Genomic DNA, 23,952 nt, shown 5'->3' on the forward strand with positions numbered 1-23,952 from the left:
TGGCTGAATCATCTTTCTTTCATCGAGGCCTGTTGACGAAACTTTTAGCCGTCAATCATCGAATTTTTCGATGATTCATTTCCAAGGACCAGCCGTGCTCAAGCTCAGTCTCGAAGCCATCGAACTCGTGGACGCCATCGCTCGCCACGGCTCATTCGCAGGCGCCGCCGCGCGCCTGAACAAGGTGCCCTCCACCATCTCGTACGCGGTGGGCAAGCTCGAGGAGCAGTTGGGCATGCTGCTGTTCGTGCGCAACGGCCCGCGCGTGACGCTCACCGCGGCCGGCGAAGAAATGCTCAAGGAAGGCCGCTGGCTGCTTGGCGCCGCCGGCGACCTCGAGTCGCGCATGCGGCAGATCGCCACCGGGTTCGAATCGGAGCTGCGGCTGGTGCACGACTCGCTGATTCCCACACAGGCGCTGATCGACGACATTCGCGCGTTCGAGGCGCTGCGCTGCGGCACGCGGCTGCGCATCGGGTGCGAGGCGCTCACCGGCAGCTGGGAGGCATTGCGCGAAGGACGCGCCGACATCGTCGTGGCCGCGGGCGAAGGGCCGGCCGGCGGGGGTTACCAGGCGGTGATGGTGGGAAGCCTCGACTTCGCTTTCTGCGTGGCGCCCACGCATCCGCTCACGCGCCTGGGCCGGCCGCTGCAGCGCGGCGACCTGCTGGAGTGCAACGCCATCGTGGTGAGCGACAGCGCGCGCACCCTTTCCGACCGCACCGTGGGGCTGCTTGCCGGCCAGCACCACGTCGCCGTACCCAGCATGGCCGCGAAGATCGCCTGCCAGGCCGCGGGCCTGGGACACGGATTCTTACCGCGCGCCTGCATCGAGGGCGACCTGAAGCGCGGCACGCTCGTCGAGCTGCAGACCGAAGAGCCGCGCGCACCCGAGGCCTTCTGGCTCGCATGGAAGACCGGCGCCAAGGGAAAGGCGCTCCAGTGGTGGGTGAAGCAGCTGAACCGGCAGCTGGTTCCGGCGCTGCTGCCAAGGTCGGCCTGACCGGCCTTGGCCGGCGCGCGAATCAGCCCGCGTTCAGGCGCCGCCACCGCGCCGGAGATGTGCCTGTGTGCGCGGTGAAAACCCGCGTCAGGTGGCTCTGATCGGAAAAACCGCAGGCCGTGGCAATCTCGGCAATCGGAAGATGCGGCTGCCCCAGCAGCCGACGCGCCGCTTGCACGCGCTGCGCTACAAGCCATGCATGCGGCGTCTGCCCCGTCGTCTGCTTGAACGCCTTGCTGAAGTGGCTGCGCGACAGCGCACATTCGCGCGCCGCGTCGCCCAGCGATACGTCCCCTGCGAGGTGCGCCACGAGAAAGTCCTTGGCGCGGCGCTCTTGCCACGGCGCGAGGCCTCGGGTGTGCACGGGCGCCGGCCCGGCCGCGCCGCCGTAGACATGCACCACGTGCGCCTTCAGTGCCAGCGCCAGGTGTTCCACGAACAGCCGGCTCGCATCCTGCGGATGCATCAGCACCGGCAGCATGGCCCGGCCCAGATGGGCGACCACCGGGTCCAGCGTGCCGGCGGCGCAGTCCAGCCGATCGACACGCGGCATCTCCATTTCTTCGGTGAACGCATCGATGGTTGCGCGCGGCAGGTGGAAGAACATCGAATGGAACGGGCTGCTCACGTAGGCCGAGGCGTGCTGCGAAAGATCGGCAATGTGAAAGGCGCCCTCCTGCTGCAGGCCCAGTTGCCGGGATTTGCCGTCACGGACGATGCGCCGGCTGCCGCCCGGATTGATCTCCACGCTGAGCAGGAATGCGTTCTCGAGCGGGAGAGGCGCGAGCACGAACAGATGCGGCAACTCATAGCGCATCCGGGCGACGCCCAGCTCGCAGCCGCGGCGCGACCTGCTCACGAGTGACTGCACGGCGTCGATGCCGTACTGCGACGCCAACCGTTGTCCAAGTTGGCAGTCGGAACGAAGGGGATTCAGCATGTGGGGAAGGCTTTCGATGGCGACACCACCGCAGGAGGTTGATCCGGACGGGACGCCATCCTCCACCTTACCCCAGCGCGTCGTTCACCTGCTCGCGGAACTCCGTCAGGCTGACCGCCGTGCCGAGCTCCCGCGGCAGCGCGTCGCGCACCGAGAACACGCCCAGGATCTTCGTTCCCGCCACCAGCGGCAGGTGGCGAAAGCCCCGTTCGAGCATCAGCACCACGGCGTCGGACACCGGCGTTTCGGGCGGCACGCAGATCGGGTTGGGCGTCATGACCTCGCGCACCGTCGTTCGGTCGGGGTCGAGCCCCCGCGCCAGCACGCGGGTCATCAAGTCGCGCTCGGTCAGGATGCCCAGCAGGATGTCGGGCAGTTCCAGCACGAGCACGCTGCCGCAGTTGGCGCGCGTCATCACGCACGCGGCGTCGCGCGCGCTGGCCTGCGGACCCAGGCTGATCACGTGCTTGCGCGAGATGGATTGGAAAACGGTGCGCTCGGCCATGGTGCGCCCTCCGGAAAGGAACCCAATGGTGCCGCCGGACGCCGCTCAGCGCAAGGACGCGTTGAGCCGCGCGAGCGCCTCGGCGCCGGGGCACAGCTCGGCCGGGCCCAGCGCATTGAGCGGCCGGTCGCTGGTGTTGAGCGCCGTGTGCAGGTCGCTGGCCAGCGGATCGACGAAGAGCAGCCCGGTCACCACCTCGCCCATCTCCTGGTGCCGCTGCATGTGGGCCATGGCGGCATGGCGGTCGCCGGGGTCGTAGCCCGGATGCAGGCTGCGCAGGCGCAGCAGGGTGCCGTCGTGCTGGCGCACGTCCATCACTTCGCCCGGCGCCATGTCGACGGTGATCTCTTCCCGCCCGCTGATGAAGTCGATGCGGCTGACCGCCTCGTTGTGCTCGCGCACGTAGTCGTAGCTCTTGGTGCTGCCCGGGTGGTTGTTGAAGGCGACGCAGGGGCTGATCACGTCGATGAAGGCGGCGCCGCCGTGGCTGATCGCCCCCTTGATGAGCGGCACCAGCTGCGCCTTGTTGCCCGAGAAGCCCCGCCCCACGTAGCTCGCGCCCAGCTGCAGCGCCATGGCCACCAGGTCCACCGGGCTGTCGCTGTTGACCACGCCCTTCTTGCTCCTGGAGCCCTGGTCGGCCGTGGCCGAGAACTGGCCCTTGGTCAGGCCGTAGACGCCGTTGTTCTCCACGATGTAGGCCATGCGCACGCCGCGCCGCATCGCGTGGGCGAACTGGCCCAGGCCGATGGACGCCGAATCGCCGTCGCCCGAGACGCCCAGGTACAGCAGGTCGCGGTTGGCCAGGTTGGCGCCGGTCAGCACGCTGGGCATGCGGCCGTGCACCGTGTTGAAGCCGTGCGAGGCGCCCAGGAAGTAGTCCGGCGTCTTGGAGCTGCAGCCGATGCCCGAGAGCTTGGCCACGCGGTGCGGCTCGATGTCCAGCTCCCAGCAGGCCTCGATGATGGCGGCGGAGATGGAGTCGTGTCCGCAGCCGGCGCACAGCGTGGAGATCTTGCCCTCGTAGTCGCGCCGCGTGTAGCCGACCTTGTTGGTGGCCAGCGTCGGATGGTGCAGCCGGGGCTTGGCGAGGTAGGTCATGCCGATTCCTTCGTGCCAGAGGCTTGCGTCTCCTGCACATGCGTGCTGATGGCCTGGACGATGAAGCGCGCCGTGATGGGCGTGCCGTCGAAATGCAGCACCCGCACCAGCCGGGCGGGATCGATGTCCAGCTCGTTGACCAGCAGGCTGCGCATCTGCGCATCGCGGTTCTGCTCGACCACGAACACCTGCCGGTGCTGCGCGAGGAACTGCACCACGCTCTCTGGAAACGGAAAGGCGCGCAGCCGCAGCGCATCGAGGTGGATGCCGCGTGCTTCCAGTGCCTGCAGCGCCTCGTGCATCGACGGGCTGGTCGAACCGAAATAGATCACGCCCAGGTCGGTCTTTTCGGCGGCCGGGCGCAGCACCGGCTGCGGCACCAGCGCGGCCGCGGTCGCGAACTTCTTCAGCAGCCGCTCCATGTTGTAGATGTAGTCCGGCCCGCGCTCCGAGTACCGGGCATAGGCATCGCGCGTGGTGCCGCGGGTGAAGTAGCTGCCCTTGCTCGGGTGCGTGCCCGGCAGCGTACGCCAGGGGATGCCGTCGCCGTCCACGTCCTTGTAGCGGCCGAAGTCGCGGCCGGCCTCGAGCTCCTCGGCGCTCATGAGCTTGCCGCGGTCGTAGGCCTGGCTGTCGTCCCAGGCAAAGGGCGCGCACAGGCGCTGGTTCATGCCGATGTCCAGGTCCGTCATCAGGAACACCGGCGTCTGCAGCCGGTCGGCCAGGTCCAGCGCCGCCGCCGCATGCTCGAAGCACTCGTGCGGGTCTTCCGGAAACAGCAGCACGTGCTTGGTGTCGCCGTGCGAGGCATAGGCGCAGGCCAGGATGTCGGCCTGCTGCGTGCGCGTGGGCATGCCCGTCGATGGGCCGCCGCGCTGCACGTTGATGAGCGTGACCGGGATCTCGGCAAAGTAGGCCAGGCCGATGAACTCGGCCATCAGCGAGATGCCGGGCCCCGAGGTCGCCGTGAAGGCGCGTGCGCCGTTCCAGCCCGCGCCGACCACCATGCCGATGGAAGCCAGCTCGTCCTCCGCCTGCACGATGGCAAAGCGGTGCTGCCCGGTGGCCGGGTCCACGCGGAATTTGGCGCAGTACTTCTGGAAGGCCTCGGCCACCGAGGACGACGGCGTGATCGGATACCAGGCCGCCACCGTGGCGCCGCCGTACACGCAGCCCAGCGCCGCGGCGCTGTTGCCGTCCACGAAGATGCGGTCGCCCACCCGGTCGGCGCGCCGCACCCTGAGGCCCAGCGGCTCGAGGTTCTCGCGCGCGAAGTCGCAGCCCAGGTGCAGCGCCTGCACGTTGGAGGCGAGCAATTTTTCCTTGCCCTTGTACTGCTCGCCGAACAGCTTCTCGACCACTTCCGGATCGATGCCCAGCAGGATGGCCAGCGCGCCCACGTAGACGATGTTCTTGAACAGCTGGCGCTGCCGCGGGTCCTGGTAGACGGCGTTGCAGATCTCGGTCAGCGGCATGCCGATCACGCGGACGTCGCTGCGGAACTTCGAGGGCGGCAGCGGCCGCGTGCTGTCGTAGAACAGGTAGCCGCCGGGCTCCAGCTCGGCCACGTCGGCGTCCCAGGTCTGCGGGTTCATCGCCACCATCATGTCGGTGCCGCCGCGCCGGCCCAGGTGGCCGTCTTCGGTCACGCGCACCTCGTACCAGGTCGGCAGGCCCTGGATGTTGCTCGGGAAGATGTTGCGCGGGCTCACCGGCACGCCCATGCGCAGGATGGCCTTGGCGAACAGCTCGTTGGCCGAGGCCGATCCCGAGCCGTTGACGTTGGCGAACTTGATGACGAAATCGTTGACCGCCTCAATTTGTGGAATGGCGCTCATGCAGTGGCCCCCTGCCCCGCAGGTGTCATCTTCAGCAGGAACTTCTGCATGTCCCAGGCGCCCGTGGGGCAACGCTCGGCGCACAGGCCGCAGTGCAGGCAGACGTCCTCGTCCTTGACCATCACCCGGCCCGTCTTGAGCCCGCCCGAAACATACAGGTCCTGCGCCAGGTTGAGCGCCGGCGCCTTGAGCCGCTGGCGCAGATCCGCCTCGTCGCCGTTGGTGGTGAAGCTGATGCAGTCCATCGGGCAGATGTCCACGCAGGCATCGCATTCGATGCAGGCGGATTCGGTGAACACCGTCTGCACATCGCAGTTCAGGCAGCGCTCGGCCTCCTTGAAGGCGGTGGCGGCGTCGAAGCCCAGTTCCACCTCCACCGCGATGCTGGCCAGCGCCTTCTCGGCCTTGGCCCACGGCACCTTGTAGCGCAGGTCGTTGGAGGTGTCGTTGTCGTAGCTCCACTCGTGGATGCCCATCTTCTGCGACACCAGGTTGGTCATGGGCGCCGGGCGCACATACACCGGCTCGGCGCGCAGCAGCCGGTCGATCGACACCGCCGCCTCGTGGCCGTGGGCCACGGCCGTGATGATGTTCTTGGGGCCGAAGGCCGCATCGCCGCCGAACAGCACATGGGGCACCGTCGACTGGAAGGTGTTCTTGTCGAGCACGGGCAGGCCCGAGGTGTCGAAGGCGAGGCCGCAGTCGCGCTCGATCCACGGAAAGGCGTTCTCCTGACCCACCGCCACCAGCACCTCGTCGCATTCGAACCAGGCATCGGGCTCGCCGGTGGGCACCAGCGTGCGGCGGCCCTGCGCGTCGTACTCGGCGCGGACCCGCTCGAAGGTCATGCCCAGCAGCCGGCCCTCGTCGTGGACAAAGGCCTTGGGCACATGGAAGTCGATGATCGGAATGCCTTCGTGCTGCGCGTCTTCCTTCTCCCAGGGCGAGGCCTTCATGTCGTCGAAGCCGCTGCGCACGATCACCTTCACGTCGCTGCCGCCCAGGCGCCGGGCCGAGCGGCAGCAGTCCATCGCCGTGTTGCCGCCGCCCAGCACGATCACGCGCCGGCCGATGCGGCTCACGTGGCCGAAGGACACGGAATTGAGCCAGTCGATGCCGATGTGGATGGCGGCCGCCGCTTCCCGGCGCCCGGGAATGTCCAGGTCGCGCCCGCGCGGCGCACCGCAGCCGACGAAGATCGCGTCCCACCCCTCGGCCATCAGCGCCTTCATCGAGCCGATGCGCTCGCCGCCGCGGAACTCGACGCCCAGGTCCAGGATGTAGCCGGTCTCCTCGTCGATCACCGACTCCGGCAGCCGAAAGCGCGGGATCTGGGTGCGGATGAAGCCGCCGGCCTTGGCCTCCTCGTCGAACACCGTCACCTCGTAGCCCAGCGGCGCCAGGTCGCGCGCGACGGTGAGCGAGGCCGGCCCCGCGCCCACGCAGGCGATGCGCTTGCCGTTGCCGGGCGCGGGCTTGGGCATGCGCGCGCGCACGTCCTCCTTCATGTCGGCCGCCACGCGCTTGAGCCGGCAGATCGCCACCGGCTCAGGATTCTTTGAGTTACTTTCCTCCACCCGCCCGCGCCGGCAGGCCGGCTCGCAAGGCCGGTCGCAGGTGCGCCCCAGGATGCCGGGAAAGACGTTGGACACCCAGTTGACCATGTAGGCGTCGCCATAGCGGCGCTGCGCGATCATGCGGATGTATTCGGGGACGGGGGTGTGCGCCGGGCAGGCGTACTGGCAATCGACGACCTTGTGGAAATAGGCCGGGTTGGCAATGTCGGTTCGCTGCAAGGGCGTGCCTCCTGACAGTCGCCCGGAGCCCCGGAGGGGCCGGCGAGCGGCGCTGCGGCAAGTATGCGCCGCGCCAGCCGCCGCAGGGCCTTGGTGAAATCCCGCAGGTGCCCCGCTACCGTCGATACATGTAGACCTGCCCCTCGACGCCGTGCCCGAGGTGCGTTGCGCCGGACGAGACCGGGTCGAGCCTGCAGCACGCCTCGACCGAATCTGCATGCGATTGCGGCACCACGATCATGACTTCGCGCAGGCCCGAATCGAGGGCGTAGTCGACCAGGACATCGGCGACCTGCGTCAGCAGCTCCACGGAAGCGTGCGCCTCGCTCAGCGTCACGCAGACATGCCCGATGCCCGCCACGGCCTCGGAACGCGGCTCGAGGATCGCATTGGCCATGCCGATGCGCTCGCCGTTGTCGGAGAGGACGTCGAAGAAGACCACGGGCGCGCCCGTGGCGACGTAGGTCTTCTGCGAGCGGGCGGCAATCTGGAACCCCTCGCCCACCATCCTGGCCGGAAGATCGATCTCTTTCCCCGGTGCCGGAGTGCGGAGCAACGAACGGGCTGGACTGGTCATGGCGAGACCTCCATCGCAAGCGATTTCCTGCGCGGGGCAAAAGCTTAATCCCGCGGGCCGCGCATGTCATCTGGCAAACTGTCACGCGCAAGGCAGACCTGCAACCAACCCCAACGCACTCATTCAAGAACCATGAAGGCGCAAGAACGGGAAGCGCTGCTCCAGGCCCTGAAGACCCGCTTCGAGAAGAACATGCACCGGCACAAGGCCATCGCCTGGGCCGACGTGCAAGCCAGGCTCGAGGCCCATCCCGGCGCGCTGAAGTCGCTGCGCGAGATGGAGGCCACGGGCGGGGAACCCGACCTCATCGGCCAGGACAGGAAGACCGGCCGCCTCAGCTTCTGCGATTGTTCCGTGGAGACCCCCGGCGGCCGCCGCAGCCTCTGCTACGACCGCGAAGCGCTCGACGCCCGCAAGGAACACAAGCCAAAGAGCGGCGCGGTCGAGATGGCCGCCGCGATGGGCATCGAGCTTCTCACCGAAGAACAGTACCGGGACCTGCAGGCGCTCGGCGAGTTCGACCTCAAGACCTCGAGCTGGATCCAGGCACCGCCGGAGATCCGGGCGCTCGGCGGCGCCCTCTTCGGCGACCGGCGCTATGGCCGGGTGTTCGTCTATCACAACGGCGCGCAGTCGTACTACGCGGCCAGGGGCTTTCGCGGGTTGCTTCGCGTGTAGGCCCGCCTACTTGCAGGCGAAGCTGGCAGCCGATTCGAGATCGCCGCCCACGTAGGTCGCCACCTTCGGGTACGGGCACAGGGGCCGCGTGCGGGTGGCCGACCAGCCGGCGGGCAGTTCCGTGTTGACCACGTTGGCCCCCGCACCGCGCGCGGCGGCGACCACGGCATCCGGCGCCTTGCCCTTCTCCACCCAGGCCACCAGCGGCGTCAGCATGTCGAACTGGTCCGTGGCCGGGCCTCGCCCGCAGTGGTTCATGCCGGGCACCGGGAAGAAGCGCGCAAAGCCGGAGGCATCGCCGCCATTGGCCGCGCGCAGTTCGTCGTACCAGCGCGTCGTGTCGTCCGACGAGAACACCGCGTCGCTGGTGCCGTGGTAGACCATGAGCTTGCTGCCGCGGTCGCGCAGCACCGCGAGGTTGCCCGGGTTCGGCGGCGTCATGAAGGACATGGCCGACTCGGTGTAGAGCGCCGTGGTCGCGAAGATGCCCGGCGCATCGGCGTCCATGCTGAAGCCCAGCGCAAAGTCGATGCCCGAGGGGCGGCTCGTGCCCAGCGGCGGCGAGCTGAACACGAAGCCGACCGCGGCCGTGTCCAGGTTCTGCGAGTTGGAGAACTTCCATTGCCGCCAATCGGCGCCGTTGATGCCCGCGTCATACGGAAAGCCGTTGTAGAGCGCGGCGCCCGCGGTGTTGCGCGCACCGCCGAAGACGTTGTCGAGCACGGTCTTCTGCGCCGCCGTGAGGCAGCTGCCGTCGCGCGCGCCGCTGCAGGTGGGCACGTCGGTGGCCAGCTTGAAGGCCGTCTTGCAGGCCTGCACGTTCGCGACGATGCCATCGGTTGCGCCGTCGAGCGCGTCGCACTTGGCCCGCACGGCGCCGGCGACCGTGTCCATCTCCGCCTGCGTGAAGGCCGTCTGCAGGTCCGGCTTGCCGGCCGGCGTGTTGGCGGTCGTCACCTGCACGTACTGCTGCACGCCGTAGAGCTGCGCGACCGCGGCCTTCGGCAGGTTGAAGCCGGGATTGCCGGCCAGGATGCCGTCGTAATCGTTGGCGGAGCGCGCGGCCGCCACCATCGCATGGCGGCCGCCGTTCGAGCAGCCGCCGAAGTAGGAGCGGTCGGCCGCGCGGCCATAGGCCTTGGCGATCAGGTTCTTGGCCATCGGCGTGAGCTGCGCGACGGCGTTGTAGCCGTAGTCCAGGCGCGCCTGCGGATCGATGCCGAAGACCGGGTTCTGCGCGCCCGAGTGGCCCGCATCGGAGCTGATCACGGCAAAGCCCATGTGCAGCGCCGTGGTCGTGGGCGACCCGCCCCCGACGCCGCCCGTGGCCGGCACCACGCTTCCGTCGAGCCCGCCGTTGGCCTGGTAGAAGAAGCGCCCGTTCCAGTCGACCGGCAGGCGCATCTCGAAGCCGATCGCATAGGTGCGGCCGTCGACGCTGCTGCTGCGCTCGTTCATCTTTCCCTGCACCAGGCAGTGCGCCGGCGTGGGTGTGCCCACGCCCGCCACCGTGAGGGTGCCGGCCGCCACGGAAGTGATGCTGGTGTAGGCCGTGCCATTGAAGGCGGCCTTGCTCGCGAGGTCGCTGCACGACTGCAGCGTGCCGGGCCTCGCCTCCCGCGAGGCCGCGGGCGGCGGTGCGGGTGGCGCAGGCGGCGGTGCCGCCGGCGCGGCCGGAACGATCGGCAGGAATGCAAAGCCGCCGCTCCCGCCGCCGCCACCTCCGCCGCAGGCCGCGAGCAATGCGGCCGCACCCACCGCGGCCCATGCCGACCGCCAGGACGATGACACGATGTGATCCATGCTGGTCTCCTCGGCCGGCGGCACCGTCGGCCACAAAGGTTATTGAAGATAACCAATGTAGTTTTGATCCATAACCAAAAAACGAGGATAAACCCGGATACCGCCGGCTGCGCTAGGAGCTCCCTTCACCAAGGTAGTTGCGCAGGCCTTCAAGATCGATCACCTCCACGCCGCCGTGCTCCACCCGCAGCAGGCCTGCGCGCTCGAGCGCATGCAGCGCCCGGTTGGCGCGCTGGCGCGAGACCGCGGACAGGAGGCCGATCTCGTCCTGGGTCAGGCGTACGAAGCTGCTCGCCTGCGGATAGAGGATCGGGTCGAACAGGCTGGCCAGGCAGCGTGCAATGCGCGCGTCGGGGCCCAGCAGGCGGTCGAACTCCATGAGTCCGATGAACAGGCTCAGGCGCGCATTGATGTGCGACAGCAGGAACCGGTCGAACTCGAGGTTCGTCGACACCAGGCGTTCGAAGGTATGGCGCGGCACGCAGGCCACGCGCGTCGGACGCATGGCCACGCCGTCGTAGCGCCAGGGGCCGGGTTTCAGCAGCGAGCCTTCGCCGGCCCAGCCGCCGGAGGTCACGCCGGTGAATGTGGAGACGCGGCCATCGGCCAGCGAGAGCGACATCTTCACCAGGCCCTCGATGACGCCGAGCCAGAGGTCCGCGGGCTCGCCGCGGCGCATCACGAAACCGCCGGCCGGCACCTCGCGCTCGTACGACTCGCGCACCACGCGGTCGAGTTCCTCGGCCGCCAGGGTCTGCGCCCACAAGCTCTCGCGGAGCATGGTCTCCATGGCCTTCGACGACATACGTGCTTGCCTCGCTCGCCTGTTGCTTGCTCGCTCCTCCGTGCACACCGGGGCCTGCGTGGGAAGGCGGGCGAACACATCCGTAAGTAATGTCTTTGAAAAGACATTTTTGTCGCGGCGATCATGACATATTGACTCCCGTTCGCCACACAACCATAAGACTGGAGACAAGGATGGAACATCCCGAATCCGGCGCGGGCCCCACGCCTGCGCCCTCTCATGACGAACCGCCCGGCATGCGCCGGCGCGACCTGCTGGGATATGCGGCCTCCGCGCCGCTGATCTCGGCCGCCGCGGGGCTCGGCGGCCTCGCGGCCCCTTCGTCGGCCCGGGCCGCGATACTGCCGATGACCCCGCCCGACACGACCGACCTGGTCGACATCGGCGATGCGGTGACGGTGACGGCGCTGCCGACCATGCCGCTGGTCAAGGTGAGCAAGCTTGCGAACGGCCGCGTCCGGCTGGAGCTGCCGCGCTTCGAGTCGGGCCAGGGCATCGCCACCGCCGCCGCGATGATGCTGGCCGACAAGCTGGGCCTGCCGCTGAACGCGATCGAGGTGGGCTCCGCCGACGCCAGCCCGGAGCTGATGTACAACCAGCTCACCGGAGGCTCCTCGAGCGTGCGCTCGCTGCATGCGGGCATGCCGCTGATCGGCGGGCTGGCCGCGGGCTCCGCCAGCGCGGTGGTCGGCCAGCGCGTGACGCGGCTGGACGCGCTGGACATCGTGACCGGACGCAAGAAGTTCACGCTCGACCAGGCCGTGCCCGACGCGAAGCCGACCATGGTGTGCCGGCCGCCCACCATCAACGGCCAGTTCGTGCGCATCAACAACACGACCGCGGTGATGGGCATGCCCGGCGTGCTGGGCATCGCGCCGATTCCCGCCACCAACGGCATCGTGCCCACGCCGCCCGGCGTGGCGGTGATGGCCGAGACCTTCGGGCAGGCCTGGGCCGCGGTGAACGCGCTCGACGTCACCTGGACCGCGGGCCCGGTCGCCGGCGAGTCCAACGCCAGCATCCAGCAGAAGCTCAAATCCGCGCTGCTGCCCTTCCTGCTGCCGCCGCTGGGCGCGTTGACGGTCGAGGGCGAGTTCGAGTTCGCGGCGGTCTCGCACTGCCCGATGGAAACAGAATGCGCCATTGCCGACGTGCGCGCCGACCGCGCCGAGATCTGGTCCGGCCTGCAGAGCCCGATCGTCACGCAGCAGGCGGTGGCCGCCGACCTGGGCCTGCCGCTGGACAAGGTCAAGGTGCATGCGGTGCCCTCCGGCGGCTCCTTCGGGCGGCGGCTGTTCTGGGACGCGACGCTGCAAGCAGTACAGATCTCCAAGGCGCTGGGCCGGCCCTGCCGCCTGATGTACCACCGCACCGACGACATGCGCCACGGCCGCGTGCGCCCGCCCATGTTCCATCGGGCGCGCGCCACGATGCTGCTGGGCCAGGTCATCTCCTTCGAGCAGCGCATCGCGGGCGTGCGGCTCGATACGCGCCACGGTTTCGGCGAGATGCTGGGCGCCGCGGCCATCGCGCTGCCCAACGGATTTCCGCAGACGGTGGGCAACTTCGCCATCGAGCAGGTCATGTTCAAGACCATGGTCAGCTCGCCGTACAACTTCGGCGTCACCACCAAGCTGCTGACGCCGGTCGCGATGGACATCAACACCTGCTCCTACCGCTCGGTGCACATCCAGCCCTCGCGCATGGTGGAGGAGATCCTGGTCGACGAGATGGCCAGGGCGCTGCACAAGGACCCCGTCGCCTTCCGCCTCGAATACCTGCGCCTGCCGCGCGCACGCGCGGTGCTCAAGGCCGTGGCCGAGGCGGCGCAATGGGGCAAGGCCATGCCGGCGGGCTTCGCACAGGGCGTGGGCGTGCACCAGGAGTCGAAGTCCTTCACCGCCTGCATCGTCGAGCTCGACGCGCGCGTGCCCACCGACCTCAAGGTGACCCGCGCCACCATCGCGATCGACGTCGGCACCCCCATCAACCCCTCGGGCATCGAGGCGCAGATGCAGGGCGGCCTGTGCGAGTCGATCTCCATCGTGCTGACGGCCGGCCTGCACATCCAGAACGGCCTGCCGCTGGAAGGCAGCTACTCGCAGTACCACTTCGCGCGCATGAAGAACTACCCGAAGGACGTGAAGGTCATCATCATGCCCCCCACGAGCGGCGAGGCGATCGGCGGCCTGGGCGAGGTGGGCCTGTCGGCCAGCTCGGGCGCGATCGCCAACGCCTATGCGCGCGCCACCGGCAAGAAGCCGCGGAGTTTTCCGCTGAACTTCCCCGTCGATTTCACCCCCATCCCCCCGGGCAAGCTGCCCACGCCGGTCGTCGTGCCGGTACCCCACTGAGGAGCCCGCCATGCCTGTGCAATCTTTCAAGGTGAACGGCGGCAACGTCGACGTCGAGGCGCCTGACGACATGGCCCTGCTCTGGGTGCTGCGCGACAAGCTCGGCATCACCGGCCCGAAGTACGGCTGCGGCATCAACGTGTGCAAGGCCTGCACCTGCCACGTGGACGGCAAGGCGGTCACCACCTGCTCCACGCGGGTCGCCGACGTGCGCGGCCGGCAGGTCACGACCATCGAGGGCCTGGCCAACGGCAACACGCTGCATCCGGTGCAGCAGGCCTGGATGAACCTCGACGTGCCGCAATGCGGCTTCTGCCAGCCAGGCCAGATCATGGCGGCGGTCGACCTGCTGCGGCGCACCCGCAACCCCACCGACGCGGACATCGACGCGATCGAGAACGTGTGCCGCTGCGGCACCTATGGGCGCGTGCGCGAAGCGATCAAGGCGGCTGCGGCGATGATGGGTTAGCGGGTTGGCCAATCGAAGCCGAGCTGCCTGTGGTGCTTGATCGCCAACAACTGAACAATGCCCGCATCACCTGGATCGCCATCGGACACAAGGTACAGGACCAGGTATTCATCCATCACGTATTCGCGCAGCTCGGCATTGGGGCCCAAAGCGGACAGCTGCAAGCCAATGCGCTCGAGAAGCCGCTTCGCCTCGACGGATTCGACGGCCCGTTTCAGAAAATGCCGACCCATGCGAGGGTGCCGCTGCAGGTTCGGAACAACGACATCGGTCAGCGCATCGAGCAGGCGCTCATAGCCTTGTGCAAAGTCGTTGTCGAGCCAGAATGCTTCGATGCTTTCGAGGTTCGATGCAAAGTTGCGCGCGTACTGCACGCGCGCCAGTGCCGCCCCTTCTTCTTCGCGGCCAGCCATTTCAGCCGGCAGTGCCGCCGGAACGCGCCTTGCGCTTCAGTTTCAGCTCCGCCAGGCCTTCCAGCGCATCGACCGTGCGGCCGGCCTGCACATCCGCCAACCCCCGTTCGACCTCGTCGAGCAGCAGCAGGTGGATGCGTGCACGCTCCAGCCGGTGGTAGTGGTCAAGCCGTTTGGCATCGATCACGGCCACAGCCGGTTCGCCGTTCTTCGTGATGATTTTTTCCGCGCCGTTCTGCACTTCGAGTACGAGGTCCGAAAGGTGGGTGCGCGCTGTTGAAAACGGAACAATGTCGCGAACGGAAATAGACATGCGAATCTCCGAGAGCCGAGAAGTGCTCAATATTTTGCTCATTTTAGAGCCTTCCCAGCCCTTGCAGCTCAAGCAAGATCGATCCGTCGTCTTCTCAGGCGCACGGGGCGGTCCAATCTGTTGAATATCGGCCACGCACGATCGCCTTCGCGACCGCGCTCCTCTCCTCACACCACCGGCGGCAACCGGTCCAGCAGCTTGTCGAGCGTGATCGGATAGTTGCGCACCCGGACGCCCGTGGCGTTGTAGACCGCGTTGGCCACTGCGGCCGCGACGCCGCATATGCCCAGTTCCCCGACGCCCTTGGCCTTCATCGGCGAGGAGATCGGGTCGGTCTCGTCGAGGAAGATCACCTCCTGGTGGGGAATGTCGGCATGCACCGGCACCTCGTAGCCCGCGAGGTCGTGGTTGACGAAGAAACCATGCCGCTTGTCGAGCGCCAGCTCTTCCATCAGCGCCCCGCCGACGCCCATCGTCATGGCACCGATCACCTGGCTGCGCGCCGATTTGGGGTTCAGGATGCGCCCCGCCGCGCACACCGCGAGCATGCGCCGCACGCGGATCTCGCCGGTGGCGGCGTCGACGCCCACCTCCACGAAATGCGCGCCGAAGGTGGACTGCTGGTACTTCTTGTCGAGGTCGCCGTACTCGATGCCGTCCTCGGCCATCAAACCTTCGGCGCCCGCCGCTTCGGCGAGCGGCACCGCACGTTCGCCGGCGCGCACCATGCCGTCCGCGAATTCCACGTCGGCCGCGCCGAAGCCCAGCTTGCTTGCCACGGCTTCGCGCAGCTTCATGCAGGCTGCATAGACACCCGAGGTCGAGTTGTTGGCGCCCCACTGCCCGCCCGAGCCGGACGACACGGGATAGGCCGAATCGCCCAGGCGCACGAGCACCCGGTCCAGCGGCACGCCCATCGTCTCGGCGGCGGTCTGCGCAATGATGGTGTACGTGCCGGTGCCGATGTCGGTCATGTCGGTTTCCACCGTGACCATGCCCCGGTTGTCCAGCCGCACGCGCGCGGCCGACTTCATCAGGAGGTTGTTGCGGAACGCCGCGGCCATGCCCATTCCCACGAGCCAGCGACCGTCGCGCTGCTGCCCCGGCGTGGCATTGCGCCGGCTCCAGCCGAAGCGCTCGGCGCCCGTGCGCAGGCATTCGACCAGCCTGCGCTGCGAAAACGGACGCTGCGGCTTCTCCGGATCGACCTGCGTGTCGTTGCGCACGCGGAATTCGACCGGGTCGAGCGCGAGCTTCTCCGCCATCTCGTCCATCGCGATTTCCAGCGCCATCATGCCCGGCGCCTCGCCGGGCGCGCGCATGGCGTTGCCCTCGGGCAGGTCCAGCACGGCCAGCCGCGTGGTCGTCAGGCGGTTGGCACCGGCGTACAGCAGCCGGCTCTGGTTGACCGCGGTTTCCGGCTGTCCGCCCGGCAGGTCGCCGGACCAGCCTTCGTGCGCAATGGCGGTGATCTTGCCGTCTCTCTCGGCGCCGATGCGGATGCGCTGGATGGTGGCGGGCCGGTGGGTGGTGTTGTTCATCATCAAGGGCCGCTGCAAGGCCACCTTCACGGGCCGCCTGGCCGCCCGGGCGCCCAGCGCGGCCAGCAATGCATCGGCGCGCACGAACAGCTTGCCGCCAAAGCCGCCGCCGATGAAAGGCGAAACAAGGCGCACGTTCGCCTTCGGAATGCCGAGCGTCTTGGCGACATCGCCGGCGCCCCAGGCAATCATCTGGTTCGAGGTCCAGATGGTGAGCTTGTCGCCCTGCCACTGCGCGATGGAGGCGTGCGGCTCCATCATGGCGTGCGATTCGTCGGGCGTGGTGTAGGTGGCATCGAGCTGCACGGGGGCCGCGGCGAACGCGCCCGCGAAGTCGCCCGCCTTTGTCAGCGGCTCGCCGGAAAACGGATCGGCCTTGGGCATCTGCGCCGCATCCTTTTCGGCGGCCAGGTCGAAGCGGCCCGGCGCACGCGTGTAGGCGATGCGCACCAGCTGCGCCGCGGCGCGCGCCTGCTCGAAGGTGTTGGCCACGACCAGTGCGACCGCCTGGTGGTAGTGGTCGATCTCGGGGCCGCCCAGGAGCTTGGCCGTGTTGAAGTCGCCCTTGCCGAGCTTGCCGGCATTGCGCGCCGTGACGATGGCCAGCACGCCCGGTGCGGCGCGCGCGGCGTCCAGGTCCATCGAGGCGATGCGGCCTTTCGCGATGCCGGCGCCCACCACCCAGCCGTAGGCGGCGTTGGGTACTTCGGTGTGGCGTTCGTAGGCGTAGCGCGCGGTGCCGGTGGTCTTCATCGGGCCGTCGATGCGGTCCGTCGGCTTGCCGATGATCTTGAGCTGGTCGATCGGATTGGTCGTGGCGGGCGTGTCGAATTTCATGCTGCTCAGCTCCTTGCTTGCGCCAGTGCCGCGGCCAGCGCGCGCTCGGCCAACGGCAACTTGAATGCGTTCTCGTGCGTAGTCTGCGCGCCGGCCAGCAGTCGCGCGGCCACCGCCTTGGCGCCCTGCGGCATCGCGGCCTCCGCGGCCTCCACGCGCCACGGCTTGTGCGCCACCCCGCCCAGCGCCACGCGCCCCGAGCCGTCGCGCTGCACGACCGCTGCCACCGACACCAGCGCGAAGGCGTAGGAGGCGCGGTCGCGCACCTTGCGGTAGATCTGCGTGCCGCCGATCGGCTTGGGGAGCGTCACGCCGGTGATCAGCTCGTCCCGCTCCAACGCCGTCTCGATGTGCGGCGTGTTGCCAGGCAGGCGGTGAAAGTCGGCGATCGGGATCACGCGCGTGCGGCCGTCGGGGCGCACCGTCTCCACCGCCGCGTCGAGCACGCGCATCGCCACGGCCATGTCGCTTGGATTCGTCGCGATGCAGGCCGTGCTCGTACCGACCACCGCATGCTGTCGCGTGATGCCGCCGATGGCACTGCAGCCGCTGCCCGGCTGGCGCTTGTTGCAGGGCTGGTCGGTGTCGTAGAAGTAGGGGCAGCGCGTGCGCTGCAGCAGGTTGCCCGCCGTCGTGGCCTTGTTGCGCAACTGGCCGGAGGCGCCGGCCAGCAGTGCGCGCGACAGCACGCCGTAGTCGCGGCGCACGCGCTCGTCGGCGGCCAGGTCGGTGTTGCGCACCAGCGCGCCGATGCGCAGGCCGCCCTCGGGTGTCGGCTCGATCTTGTCCAGCGCCAGGCCGTTCACGTCGACCAGGTGCGTGGGCGCCTCGATCTGCAGCTTCATCAGGTCCAGCAGGTTGGTGCCGCCCGCAATGAACTTGGCGCCTGGGTGGCGCGCGACCGCCGCCGCGGCCTGCGCGGGCGACTGCGCTTTCTCGTAGGTGAATGGCTTCATGTGCGGCTCCCGGCCACCTCGGTGATGGCATCGACGATGTTGGAGTAGGCGCCGCAGCGGCAGATGTTGCCGCTCATGCGCTCGCGCAATTCCTCGGCCGACAGCAGCGGACGCGCGGTGAGATCGGCGCTCACGTGGCTCGGCACGCCGCGCTTGATCTCGTCGAGCACGGCCACCGCCGAGCAGATCTGCCCGGGCGTGCAGTAGCCGCACTGGTAGCCGTCGTGCTTGACGAAGGCGGCCTGCAGCGGGTGCATGTTCTGCGGCGTGCCCAGGCCCTCGATGGTGGTGACCTGCGCGCCGTCATGCATGACCGCGAGCGTCAGGCAGGAATTGATGCGCCGGCCATCGAGGATGACCGTGCAGGCGCCGCACTGGCCATGGTCGCAGCCCTTCTTGGTGCCGGCCAGGTGCAGGTGCTCGCGCAGTGCATCGAGCAAGGTGGTGCGCGTGTCGAGATCGAGCGCGTGGACCTGCCCGTTGACGTTCAGCGAGAGCTTCGCGCGGGGTCCTGGCGTTGCGGCTGCTTTGGGGGCCGCGGCTTCGGCAGGTGCCGAAGAAGAAACCGCCGCGGCAGTGGCGGTGGCGGCGCCGGCAATGAGCGCGTCGCGCCGCGAGATCAAGGGAATCGTGGGACTGTCCATGTCGGCTCCTGTTGTTCGAGGTTCGGGTGCATCGATCGGCCATCGTTTCCCTTTCTGATATCACGCGCCATCGGCGGTCGCAATAGGAGAACGGATGCCATGCACCTGCGAACAGTTTCATCGTGTCTTCGGCTCCTTATTTTTCTGGCGCCGCGCGGGGATTGGTAGGGCATTCCGCTTGTTTTCTTGCCCGATCCGCTGAGCTCGAAAGCTCCTGAGAACGGAAGTTCCTATGCCGGGTTCGCCAGCGCGTGCCTGGGCATATCGGTGCCCCTGGCCGCCCCGCGCAGCACCTCGATGTCCCGCTTGGGCGGCGCACCGAACAGCCGGCTGTACTCGCGGCTGAACTGCGAGGGACTTTCATAGCCGACCCTGAACGCCGCGCCCGCTGCATCGAAGTGTTCGCTCAGCATCAAGCGTTTCGCTTCGTTCAGCCGCAGCCATTTCTGGTACTGCAGCGGGCTCATCGCGGTGAGCTGGCGAAAGTGGTGGTGGAAGGTGGGCGCACTCATCTGCACGCGCGCCGCGAGTTCGTCGATGCGAAGCGGCAAGGCGTAGTTCAGCTTCAGCCAGTCGATGGCCCGCGCGATCCGGTAGCCCTGTCCGTCCACCGAGGCGATCTGCCGCAGCCGGGCGGCCTGGTCGCTCATCAGCAGCCGGTAGTGGATCTCGCGCTGGATCAGCGGGGCAAGAACGGGAATGGCATGCGGCTCGTCCAGCAGTTCGAGCAGGCGCGCGAACGGCCCCAGGATCGCAGGCGTGGCCGCGCCGATGCCCACCCCCACGCCGACCGGGCGATCGCGCGGCGGCGGCAGGCCGCCCTGCGCAATCAGCTCGGCCAGTATGCGCACGTCGAGCTTCAGGACCAGGCCCAGGCAGGGCTGCCCGGGGCTTGCCACTATCACCTCCGAATTGGCGGGCACGTTCAGCGAGGTGACGAGGAACCGCGAGGTGTCGTAGGCATAAGCCTCGCCGCCCACCCACATCTGCTTGGCGCCCTGGGCAACGAGCACGATGCTCGGCTCGATCATGCAGACGGCGGGCGGCGCGGGGCATTCGCGCCTGAAGAAGGCCAGGCCCGCGATCGGTGTTTCGAAGTCGCCCGCGCCCGGCGTGCGCGCGCCGATGACCTGCGCCATCGCGTGCTGTGGCGGCCTGCCCTCGGCGGCCGTGTCGTGGTGTCTGGGGGCCATGCTGCTTGGAGCCTTTGCAAAAGACTCTAACCCGCCGGCCCGTCTCCATCTGCCAAGGCGCGCTGCCGCCATTGGATCGGGCAAGAAATCCAGCGGAGTACGCAATCGACGCCCCGCGCATTCCTTCACGCAGGTCCCGTCGCGCCCGGGCCAGGGACGAACGGGATGAAATACTGAATCGCGCTTGGCGCGGGTTGGGCTGACCGCCGCCCATGTCCCGAATCGCAGCGTATCCGGGCAGGACCGCATGCAGCCTGAGCCATCGCGTTGCAACATATGCACTGCACGTTGTGTGGCCATCGAGGCGCGCCTGTTGGCTGGCCAAGGCATCATTGGTAGAGTATTACCTATGAATACCGCCATCAGCCCGACGCCGGTCAAGCTCGACCCCGAACTCAAAGTGCGCCTGAAGCGCCTGGCCACGGCGCGCCACCGAGCGCCGCATTGGCTGATGCGCGAGGCCATTGCCCAGTACGTCGATCGCGAAGAAAGGCGCCAAGCCCTGCACCAGGACGCGGTGGCCGCATGGGCAGAGTTCGAGGAGACCGGTCTGCACGTCTCGGATAACGAGATGGTTGCCTGGCTGGAAACCTGGGGTACTGACGAAGAGTTGCCAGCGCCTGCATGCCACAAGTGAGGTTCGCGCCGGCGGCACTCCGCGATCTGGAGCGCTTGCGGGAGTTTCTGCGACCGAAGAGCCCGGCAGTTGCCGCGCGTGCGGGGGAAACCATCATCAAGGCAGTCCAGGTCCTGCGCAAACAGCCGATGGTGGGCCGGCCGCTGGAGGATCTGCCGCCTGAATACCGCGAGTGGGTGATCGACTTTGGCGCAAGTGGCTACGTGGCGCTGTACCGCTACGCTGGCGAGGGGGATGTGGTCACGGTGCTGGCCTTGCGCCACCAGCGGGAGGCAGGCTATGAGCCGGGTTCGGGCGGCTCAGGCGAAGGCTTGCCGCCTCCCTGACCTCAAACTTCTTCGGGGCCTCGCCAGACACGCGCCGCCGTCTGGGTCGCCAGCACGTACCGCCGCGGGGCGATGTTCTGCGTTGCGAACGGAACGACCAGCAGCGTGAGGCCTATCCTCGCCGACGCATCGGCACGAGAACGCCGGGTAGCCGGAATCGGCGAGCGCCTGGCGAGGGAGGCGACGGCAGGAGCCGGGCAGAGAAGCAACAGCAGCGCCGTGCAGCACCAAAATCAACCGCACGAGGAAATGCGTGGCGCATTCGCCTTGCTTGCGATCTGTACGGTGTTCAAGAGGTGACTCCTGGCAATCAATCGTCGTGGGTGTCCGGTACGAGGCTACGGCCAAATAGTTCGGGCGAGCGCTAGTCGAGCCGCAGCCTGGCAACCTTGGCCAGCGACTGCCAGGCCGCAAGATCGCGCCGCACGGTGGCCGCGAACTGGTCGGCATCCTTGACGGGCGGGCGCGGCATGTTCTGCGCGGCGAACTTCTGGACGATCTCGTCGGCCGAGAGAATGCGGTTGATCTCCTGGTTCAGGCGCAGCACCACCTCGCGCGGCGTGCCGGCCGGCGCGAAGACGCCGTACCAGCCGTCCGCATCGAAGCGGTAGCCCTGCTCGGTCAGCGTGGGCACGTCGGGCAGTGCCGGCCCGCGCGCGGAGCCGGTGCAGCCCAGTGCCCGCAGCTTGCCGCTGCGGATGTGGGGCACCGGCGACGCGATGTCGACAAAGCCCACGCCGATGCTGTTGCCCAGCAGGTCGCTCAGCAGCGGCGAGACGCCCTTGTAGGGCACGTGCACCAGGTCCATGCCGTACTGCGCCTTGAGGCCCTCCATCACCAGGTGGCCGGTCGATCCGCTGCCCCAGGAGCCATAGGCCAGCTTGCCGGGGTTGGCCTTGGCATGGCGCACCAGGTCCGCCAGCGACGCGAGGCCCGTGGCCGGGTTCGCCACCAGCAGGATGCCCGCGGCGCCGACCTGGGCGACGGGCAGCAGGTCCTTCTGCGCGCCATAGGGCATCTTCGGCTGGATGACCGGGTTGATCGCGATGGCCGAGGACGGCGACAGCAGGATCGTGTAGCCGTCGTGCGGTGCCTTGGCGACCGCATCGTTGCCGATCAGGCCGTTGGCGCCGGGCTTGTTGTCCACCACCACGGGCTGCCCGAGCGCCTGCTGCAGCGGCCCGGCCAGAAGGCGCGCGAAGATGTCCGAGCCCGCACCGGCGGGGCCGGACACGACCATGCGGATGGGCCGTGCCGGCCAGCCGCCGGCTTCGCTGGCGTGCAGCCGCGCTTGCAGCGCGAGCAGGCCCGCGCCGGCCAGCAGGCGGCGGCGGGAAACGAGGGTGTCGATCATGCGGAGGTCTCCTTGTCTTTGGTTCAGCGTTCGGCCGCGCCGGCGCCGGGCCGCAGCACCTGCCCGGTCAGGAACTGCGCGCGCGCGCCGGCCATGTAGCCGAGCAGCGGCAGGCAGCCGTCCGGTGCGAGGCCGGGCTGCAGTTCGAGTGCGTTGATGCGCAGTCCATGCGCGCCCCATTCGGCGGCCAGCGTGGCGACCAGCATGCGGGCGGCTTCGGCGTCGCCGGCCAGCTCCCAGGGCAACCGCGCAGCAGGCCGCGGCAACAGCAGCGTGAGGCTGGCCAGCGCCGCATGGCGCGCGCGGAAGCGGCGGGCCGCATCGAGCACGGCATCGAGCTGCGCGCCCGGCGGCGCATCGAGAGCGCGGCCGTCGATGACGGCGGGGTAGCTCTGGATGCCGGCGCGGTCCGCATGCGAACGCGCCCACTCGTCCAGCGCTGCTTGCCACTGCGCCTCGCGCACCGCCTCGCAATGCGGCTGCAGCGGTGCCTCCAACGGCAACGGCGCATGCGCGCATGGCGGCAAGGGCTGGCTGCCGCCGCAGATGGAGGAGCCGCCATCCAGCACCAGCAGCTGCCCGGTGAGCACGCGCGCATCCGCGCCGGCCAGGAAGCACAGCGCCTCGGCCATGTCCTCGGGCTCGGCCATCCGGCCCATCGGAATCTTCGAGACCGCCTGCGCCAGGTTCAGCCGGCCACCATCGATCAGGCGCTGCACGAGCTCGGTTCGCACGAAGCCCGGCGCGAGCGTGGTCACCGTCCAATCGGGCCGGGCCTGCGCGAGCGCCCTGCCCTGCGCGATCAGTCCGGCCTTGCTCGGGCTGTAGAGCCCGCGCCACGGAATGGCGCGCAGCCCCGCGCCGGACGCCACGTTGACGACGCGCGCGCCCGGCCGAAGCCGCGGCGCGCAGGCCTGCACCATGCGGGCCGGGGCCGACAGGTTGAGCGCCAGCAGGCGTGCGGCCGTGCCGTCGTCGGGGGCGGACGTGGCCTCGGTGCCGCCGGCCGACAGGCCTGCGTTGTTGATGAGGGCATCGAGCGGCGGGATCTCCTGGCCCAGGCGCTCGATCCGCGCGGCATCGGTCAGGTCGGCCACCAGGCCGAGCGGCCGCTCGGCCTCGGCGGGCCAGAGCGCTTCGAGGCGCTGCAGCGCCTGCGCATCGGCATCGACCAGCACGCAGTGCCAGCCGGCGCGCGCGAGGCCCAGCGCCGCCGCACGGCCGATGCCGCCGCCGGCGCCGGTGAGCAGTACCGTCGCCATCAGGCACCGCCCCGCACTGCGCGCAGCAGCGCATAGACGGCGTCGTGCGGCGCCGCGGTGCCCACCGGCTGGCGCGCGCCGAACAAGGCGGCGTCGTCCTGCTTCAGCTCGGGCCGCGTGCGCTCCTCGATCCAGTCGTAGATCACGGTGCGTGCGGCCACGCGCCACTCGCCGCCGCGGCGCTCGAAGCGGTCCGCATAGCGGCCGCACAGGAAGGTCTCGCGCTCGGGCTGCGCGGCCGTGGCCTGCAATGCGAAGAAGCTGCTTTCCACCGCCGCGGCATCGCCGTGCAGCTCGATCAGCACATTGCCGATCTGGTGGACGCGGCGTCCGCCCTGCCGCAGCTTGGTCAGCGCCTGATCGATGAAGCCGGCGGCGCTGCCGTTCCAGGCGCCGTGGCAGTCCGTGGCGTCCTCCCAGTAGGCCGAACGCAGGGCTTGTTCGTCGCAGCGGTCGATGCCTCGGCAGTAGCGCAGCAAGCAGTCGCGGATCGCCTCGCGGTCCAGCAACTCCTGCAGCGTTGCCGGCCCGTGCGCAGCGGCACTCACTGGTGCACCCTTGGCGCTGCGCGCCTTCCCGCCAGGCGGGAGCGAGCTTGCTTGGGGCG

The 23,952-nt window shown here is 68.8% G+C and carries 23 protein-coding genes; 6 read left to right on the forward strand and 17 right to left on the reverse strand.

All coding sequences use genetic code 11. The features are described 5' to 3' along the window. The first annotated feature begins 94 nt into the window (after positions 1–94). Positions 95–1,003: a LysR family transcriptional regulator gene (locus tag AC1DSC_RS10630; RefSeq protein ID WP_018907132.1), complete on the forward strand. Its 909-nt coding sequence runs from the start codon at positions 95–97 to the stop codon at positions 1,001–1,003. A 22-nt stretch (positions 1,004–1,025) separates the two neighbouring features. On the opposite strand, the gene AC1DSC_RS10635 is transcribed toward AC1DSC_RS10630, so the two are convergent. The 6 genes from AC1DSC_RS10635 to AC1DSC_RS10660 all read right to left on the reverse strand — a co-directional run bounded on the left by AC1DSC_RS10635 (position 1,026) and on the right by AC1DSC_RS10660 (position 7,760). Beyond that, positions 1,026–2,009: an AraC family transcriptional regulator gene (locus tag AC1DSC_RS10635; RefSeq protein WP_230537980.1), complete on the reverse strand. Its 984-nt coding sequence runs from the start codon at positions 2,007–2,009 to the stop codon at positions 1,026–1,028. Position 2,010: 1 nt separating this feature from the next. Continuing rightward, complete coding sequence (locus AC1DSC_RS10640) at positions 2,011–2,448, reverse strand: CBS domain-containing protein (RefSeq protein ID WP_015865532.1); 438 nt, start codon at positions 2,446–2,448, stop codon at positions 2,011–2,013. A gap of 45 nt (positions 2,449–2,493) precedes the next feature. Then, on the reverse strand, positions 2,494–3,549 hold the full coding sequence (locus AC1DSC_RS10645) for a 2-oxoacid:ferredoxin oxidoreductase subunit beta (protein WP_018907134.1): 1,056 nt from the start codon (positions 3,547–3,549) through the stop codon (positions 2,494–2,496). Further along, positions 3,546–5,387, reverse strand: a complete 1,842-nt coding sequence (locus tag AC1DSC_RS10650; RefSeq protein ID WP_436288749.1) for a 2-oxoacid:acceptor oxidoreductase subunit alpha — start codon at positions 5,385–5,387, stop codon at positions 3,546–3,548. Before AC1DSC_RS10650 ends, AC1DSC_RS10645 begins: the two co-directional genes overlap by 4 nt. Beyond that, positions 5,384–7,183, reverse strand: coding sequence for an FAD-dependent oxidoreductase (locus AC1DSC_RS10655; RefSeq protein ID WP_062364800.1), 1,800 nt, complete (start codon positions 7,181–7,183; stop codon positions 5,384–5,386). Before AC1DSC_RS10655 ends, AC1DSC_RS10650 begins: the two co-directional genes overlap by 4 nt. Before the next feature lie 115 nt (positions 7,184–7,298). Continuing rightward, on the reverse strand, positions 7,299–7,760 hold the full coding sequence (locus tag AC1DSC_RS10660; RefSeq protein WP_062364801.1) for a hypothetical protein: 462 nt from the start codon (positions 7,758–7,760) through the stop codon (positions 7,299–7,301). 132 nt (positions 7,761–7,892) lie between these two features. Here AC1DSC_RS10660 and AC1DSC_RS10665 point away from each other — a divergent pair, with 132 nt between their 5' ends. After that, positions 7,893–8,438 (forward strand): DUF4256 domain-containing protein, encoded by a 546-nt coding sequence (locus AC1DSC_RS10665; RefSeq protein WP_062364802.1) that lies wholly within the window; start codon positions 7,893–7,895, stop codon positions 8,436–8,438. Between the two features lie 6 nt (positions 8,439–8,444). On the opposite strand, the gene AC1DSC_RS10670 is transcribed toward AC1DSC_RS10665, so the two are convergent. Together AC1DSC_RS10670 and AC1DSC_RS10675 are read right to left on the reverse strand one after the other, a co-directional pair. Continuing rightward, entirely contained in the window at positions 8,445–10,241 is a 1,797-nt protein-coding gene (locus AC1DSC_RS10670; RefSeq protein ID WP_062365378.1) for a tannase/feruloyl esterase family alpha/beta hydrolase, read from the reverse strand. A gap of 112 nt (positions 10,242–10,353) precedes the next feature. Further along, positions 10,354–11,046: a Crp/Fnr family transcriptional regulator gene (locus tag AC1DSC_RS10675; protein WP_081247562.1), complete on the reverse strand. Its 693-nt coding sequence runs from the start codon at positions 11,044–11,046 to the stop codon at positions 10,354–10,356. A 173-nt stretch (positions 11,047–11,219) separates the two neighbouring features. Between AC1DSC_RS10675 and AC1DSC_RS10680 the strand changes: the two genes are divergently transcribed. Continuing rightward, a complete protein-coding gene (locus AC1DSC_RS10680; RefSeq protein ID WP_062364803.1) occupies positions 11,220–13,400 on the forward strand; it encodes a xanthine dehydrogenase family protein molybdopterin-binding subunit in 2,181 nt (726 codons plus the stop codon). Between the two features lie 10 nt (positions 13,401–13,410). Beyond that, the gene (locus AC1DSC_RS10685) at positions 13,411–13,869 is read left to right on the forward strand and encodes a (2Fe-2S)-binding protein (protein WP_062364804.1); all 459 of its coding nucleotides are present in this window, start codon (positions 13,411–13,413) and stop codon (positions 13,867–13,869) included. On the opposite strand, the gene AC1DSC_RS10690 is transcribed toward AC1DSC_RS10685, so the two are convergent. The 6 genes from AC1DSC_RS10690 to AC1DSC_RS10715 all read right to left on the reverse strand — a co-directional run bounded on the left by AC1DSC_RS10690 (position 13,866) and on the right by AC1DSC_RS10715 (position 19,766). Next, the gene (locus AC1DSC_RS10690) at positions 13,866–14,282 is read right to left on the reverse strand and encodes a type II toxin-antitoxin system RelE/ParE family toxin (protein ID WP_062364805.1); all 417 of its coding nucleotides are present in this window, start codon (positions 14,280–14,282) and stop codon (positions 13,866–13,868) included. The two genes, AC1DSC_RS10685 and AC1DSC_RS10690, sit on opposite strands and share 4 nt — an antisense overlap. 1 nt (position 14,283) lies before the next feature. Further along, positions 14,284–14,595: a type II toxin-antitoxin system Phd/YefM family antitoxin gene (locus AC1DSC_RS10695; protein WP_018907149.1), complete on the reverse strand. Its 312-nt coding sequence runs from the start codon at positions 14,593–14,595 to the stop codon at positions 14,284–14,286. A 167-nt stretch (positions 14,596–14,762) separates the two neighbouring features. Next, positions 14,763–16,973, reverse strand: a complete 2,211-nt coding sequence (gene paoC, locus AC1DSC_RS10700; RefSeq protein ID WP_436288748.1) for an aldehyde oxidoreductase molybdenum-binding subunit PaoC — start codon at positions 16,971–16,973, stop codon at positions 14,763–14,765. A gap of 5 nt (positions 16,974–16,978) precedes the next feature. After that, positions 16,979–17,929, reverse strand: a complete 951-nt coding sequence (locus AC1DSC_RS10705) for an FAD binding domain-containing protein (protein ID WP_018907153.1) — start codon at positions 17,927–17,929, stop codon at positions 16,979–16,981. Then, positions 17,926–18,573, reverse strand: coding sequence for an aldehyde dehydrogenase iron-sulfur subunit PaoA (gene paoA, locus AC1DSC_RS10710; RefSeq protein WP_018907154.1), 648 nt, complete (start codon positions 18,571–18,573; stop codon positions 17,926–17,928). The genes AC1DSC_RS10705 and paoA overlap by 4 nt, the downstream gene beginning before the upstream one ends. A 230-nt stretch (positions 18,574–18,803) precedes the next feature. Then, complete coding sequence (locus AC1DSC_RS10715; protein WP_018907155.1) at positions 18,804–19,766, reverse strand: AraC family transcriptional regulator; 963 nt, start codon at positions 19,764–19,766, stop codon at positions 18,804–18,806. Between the two features lie 349 nt (positions 19,767–20,115). Between AC1DSC_RS10715 and AC1DSC_RS10720 the strand changes: the two genes are divergently transcribed. Beyond that, the gene (locus AC1DSC_RS10720) at positions 20,116–20,403 is read left to right on the forward strand and encodes a CopG family ribbon-helix-helix protein (protein ID WP_018907156.1); all 288 of its coding nucleotides are present in this window, start codon (positions 20,116–20,118) and stop codon (positions 20,401–20,403) included. Beyond that, positions 20,391–20,729 (forward strand): type II toxin-antitoxin system RelE/ParE family toxin, encoded by a 339-nt coding sequence (locus AC1DSC_RS10725; RefSeq protein WP_038108164.1) that lies wholly within the window; start codon positions 20,391–20,393, stop codon positions 20,727–20,729. The genes AC1DSC_RS10720 and AC1DSC_RS10725 overlap by 13 nt, the downstream gene beginning before the upstream one ends. Positions 20,730–21,093: 364 nt before the next feature. Here AC1DSC_RS10725 and AC1DSC_RS10730 read toward each other — a convergent pair whose 3' ends face one another. Genes AC1DSC_RS10730 through AC1DSC_RS10740 form a run of 3 tightly spaced genes read right to left on the reverse strand, consistent with a single transcriptional unit; the run spans position 21,094 to position 23,893 of the window. Then, a complete protein-coding gene (locus AC1DSC_RS10730; protein WP_436288747.1) occupies positions 21,094–22,083 on the reverse strand; it encodes a Bug family tripartite tricarboxylate transporter substrate binding protein in 990 nt (329 codons plus the stop codon). A 23-nt stretch (positions 22,084–22,106) separates the two neighbouring features. Then, positions 22,107–23,345 carry an SDR family NAD(P)-dependent oxidoreductase gene (locus tag AC1DSC_RS10735; protein WP_436288746.1) on the reverse strand — a complete coding sequence of 413 codons (1,239 nt, stop codon included), beginning with the start codon at positions 23,343–23,345 and terminating at the stop codon, positions 22,107–22,109. Continuing rightward, positions 23,345–23,893, reverse strand: a complete 549-nt coding sequence (locus AC1DSC_RS10740; protein WP_018907160.1) for a nuclear transport factor 2 family protein — start codon at positions 23,891–23,893, stop codon at positions 23,345–23,347. Before AC1DSC_RS10740 ends, AC1DSC_RS10735 begins: the two co-directional genes overlap by 1 nt. Positions 23,894–23,952: the final 59 nt, after the last annotated feature.

This window comes from Variovorax sp. 01N425, assembly GCF_056399465.1.

Excerpts from the sequence above, each read along its gene's own strand:
- AC1DSC_RS10640 (WP_015865532.1), bottom strand. The coding sequence starts at position 2,448 with ATGGCCGAGCGCACCGTTTTCCAATCCATCTCGCGCAAGCACGTGATC.
- AC1DSC_RS10645 (WP_018907134.1), bottom strand. The coding sequence starts at position 3,549 with ATGACCTACCTCGCCAAGCCCCGGCTGCACCATCCGACGCTGGCCACC.
- AC1DSC_RS10650 (WP_436288749.1), bottom strand. The coding sequence starts at position 5,387 with ATGAGCGCCATTCCACAAATTGAGGCGGTCAACGATTTCGTCATCAAG.
- AC1DSC_RS10660 (WP_062364801.1), bottom strand. The coding sequence starts at position 7,760 with ATGACCAGTCCAGCCCGTTCGTTGCTCCGCACTCCGGCACCGGGGAAA.
- AC1DSC_RS10665 (WP_062364802.1), top strand. The coding sequence starts at position 7,893 with ATGAAGGCGCAAGAACGGGAAGCGCTGCTCCAGGCCCTGAAGACCCGC.
- AC1DSC_RS10670 (WP_062365378.1), bottom strand. The coding sequence starts at position 10,241 with ATGGATCACATCGTGTCATCGTCCTGGCGGTCGGCATGGGCCGCGGTG.
- AC1DSC_RS10675 (WP_081247562.1), bottom strand. The coding sequence starts at position 11,046 with ATGTCGTCGAAGGCCATGGAGACCATGCTCCGCGAGAGCTTGTGGGCG.
- AC1DSC_RS10680 (WP_062364803.1), top strand. The coding sequence starts at position 11,220 with ATGGAACATCCCGAATCCGGCGCGGGCCCCACGCCTGCGCCCTCTCAT.
- AC1DSC_RS10685 (WP_062364804.1), top strand. The coding sequence starts at position 13,411 with ATGCCTGTGCAATCTTTCAAGGTGAACGGCGGCAACGTCGACGTCGAG.
- AC1DSC_RS10690 (WP_062364805.1), bottom strand. The coding sequence starts at position 14,282 with ATGGCTGGCCGCGAAGAAGAAGGGGCGGCACTGGCGCGCGTGCAGTAC.
- AC1DSC_RS10695 (WP_018907149.1), bottom strand. The coding sequence starts at position 14,595 with ATGTCTATTTCCGTTCGCGACATTGTTCCGTTTTCAACAGCGCGCACC.
- paoC (WP_436288748.1), bottom strand. The coding sequence starts at position 16,973 with ATGAAATTCGACACGCCCGCCACGACCAATCCGATCGACCAGCTCAAG.
- AC1DSC_RS10705 (WP_018907153.1), bottom strand. The coding sequence starts at position 17,929 with ATGAAGCCATTCACCTACGAGAAAGCGCAGTCGCCCGCGCAGGCCGCG.
- paoA (WP_018907154.1), bottom strand. The coding sequence starts at position 18,573 with ATGGACAGTCCCACGATTCCCTTGATCTCGCGGCGCGACGCGCTCATT.
- AC1DSC_RS10715 (WP_018907155.1), bottom strand. The coding sequence starts at position 19,766 with ATGGCCCCCAGACACCACGACACGGCCGCCGAGGGCAGGCCGCCACAG.
- AC1DSC_RS10720 (WP_018907156.1), top strand. The coding sequence starts at position 20,116 with ATGAATACCGCCATCAGCCCGACGCCGGTCAAGCTCGACCCCGAACTC.
- AC1DSC_RS10725 (WP_038108164.1), top strand. The coding sequence starts at position 20,391 with ATGCCACAAGTGAGGTTCGCGCCGGCGGCACTCCGCGATCTGGAGCGC.
- AC1DSC_RS10730 (WP_436288747.1), bottom strand. The coding sequence starts at position 22,083 with ATGATCGACACCCTCGTTTCCCGCCGCCGCCTGCTGGCCGGCGCGGGC.
- AC1DSC_RS10735 (WP_436288746.1), bottom strand. The coding sequence starts at position 23,345 with ATGGCGACGGTACTGCTCACCGGCGCCGGCGGCGGCATCGGCCGTGCG.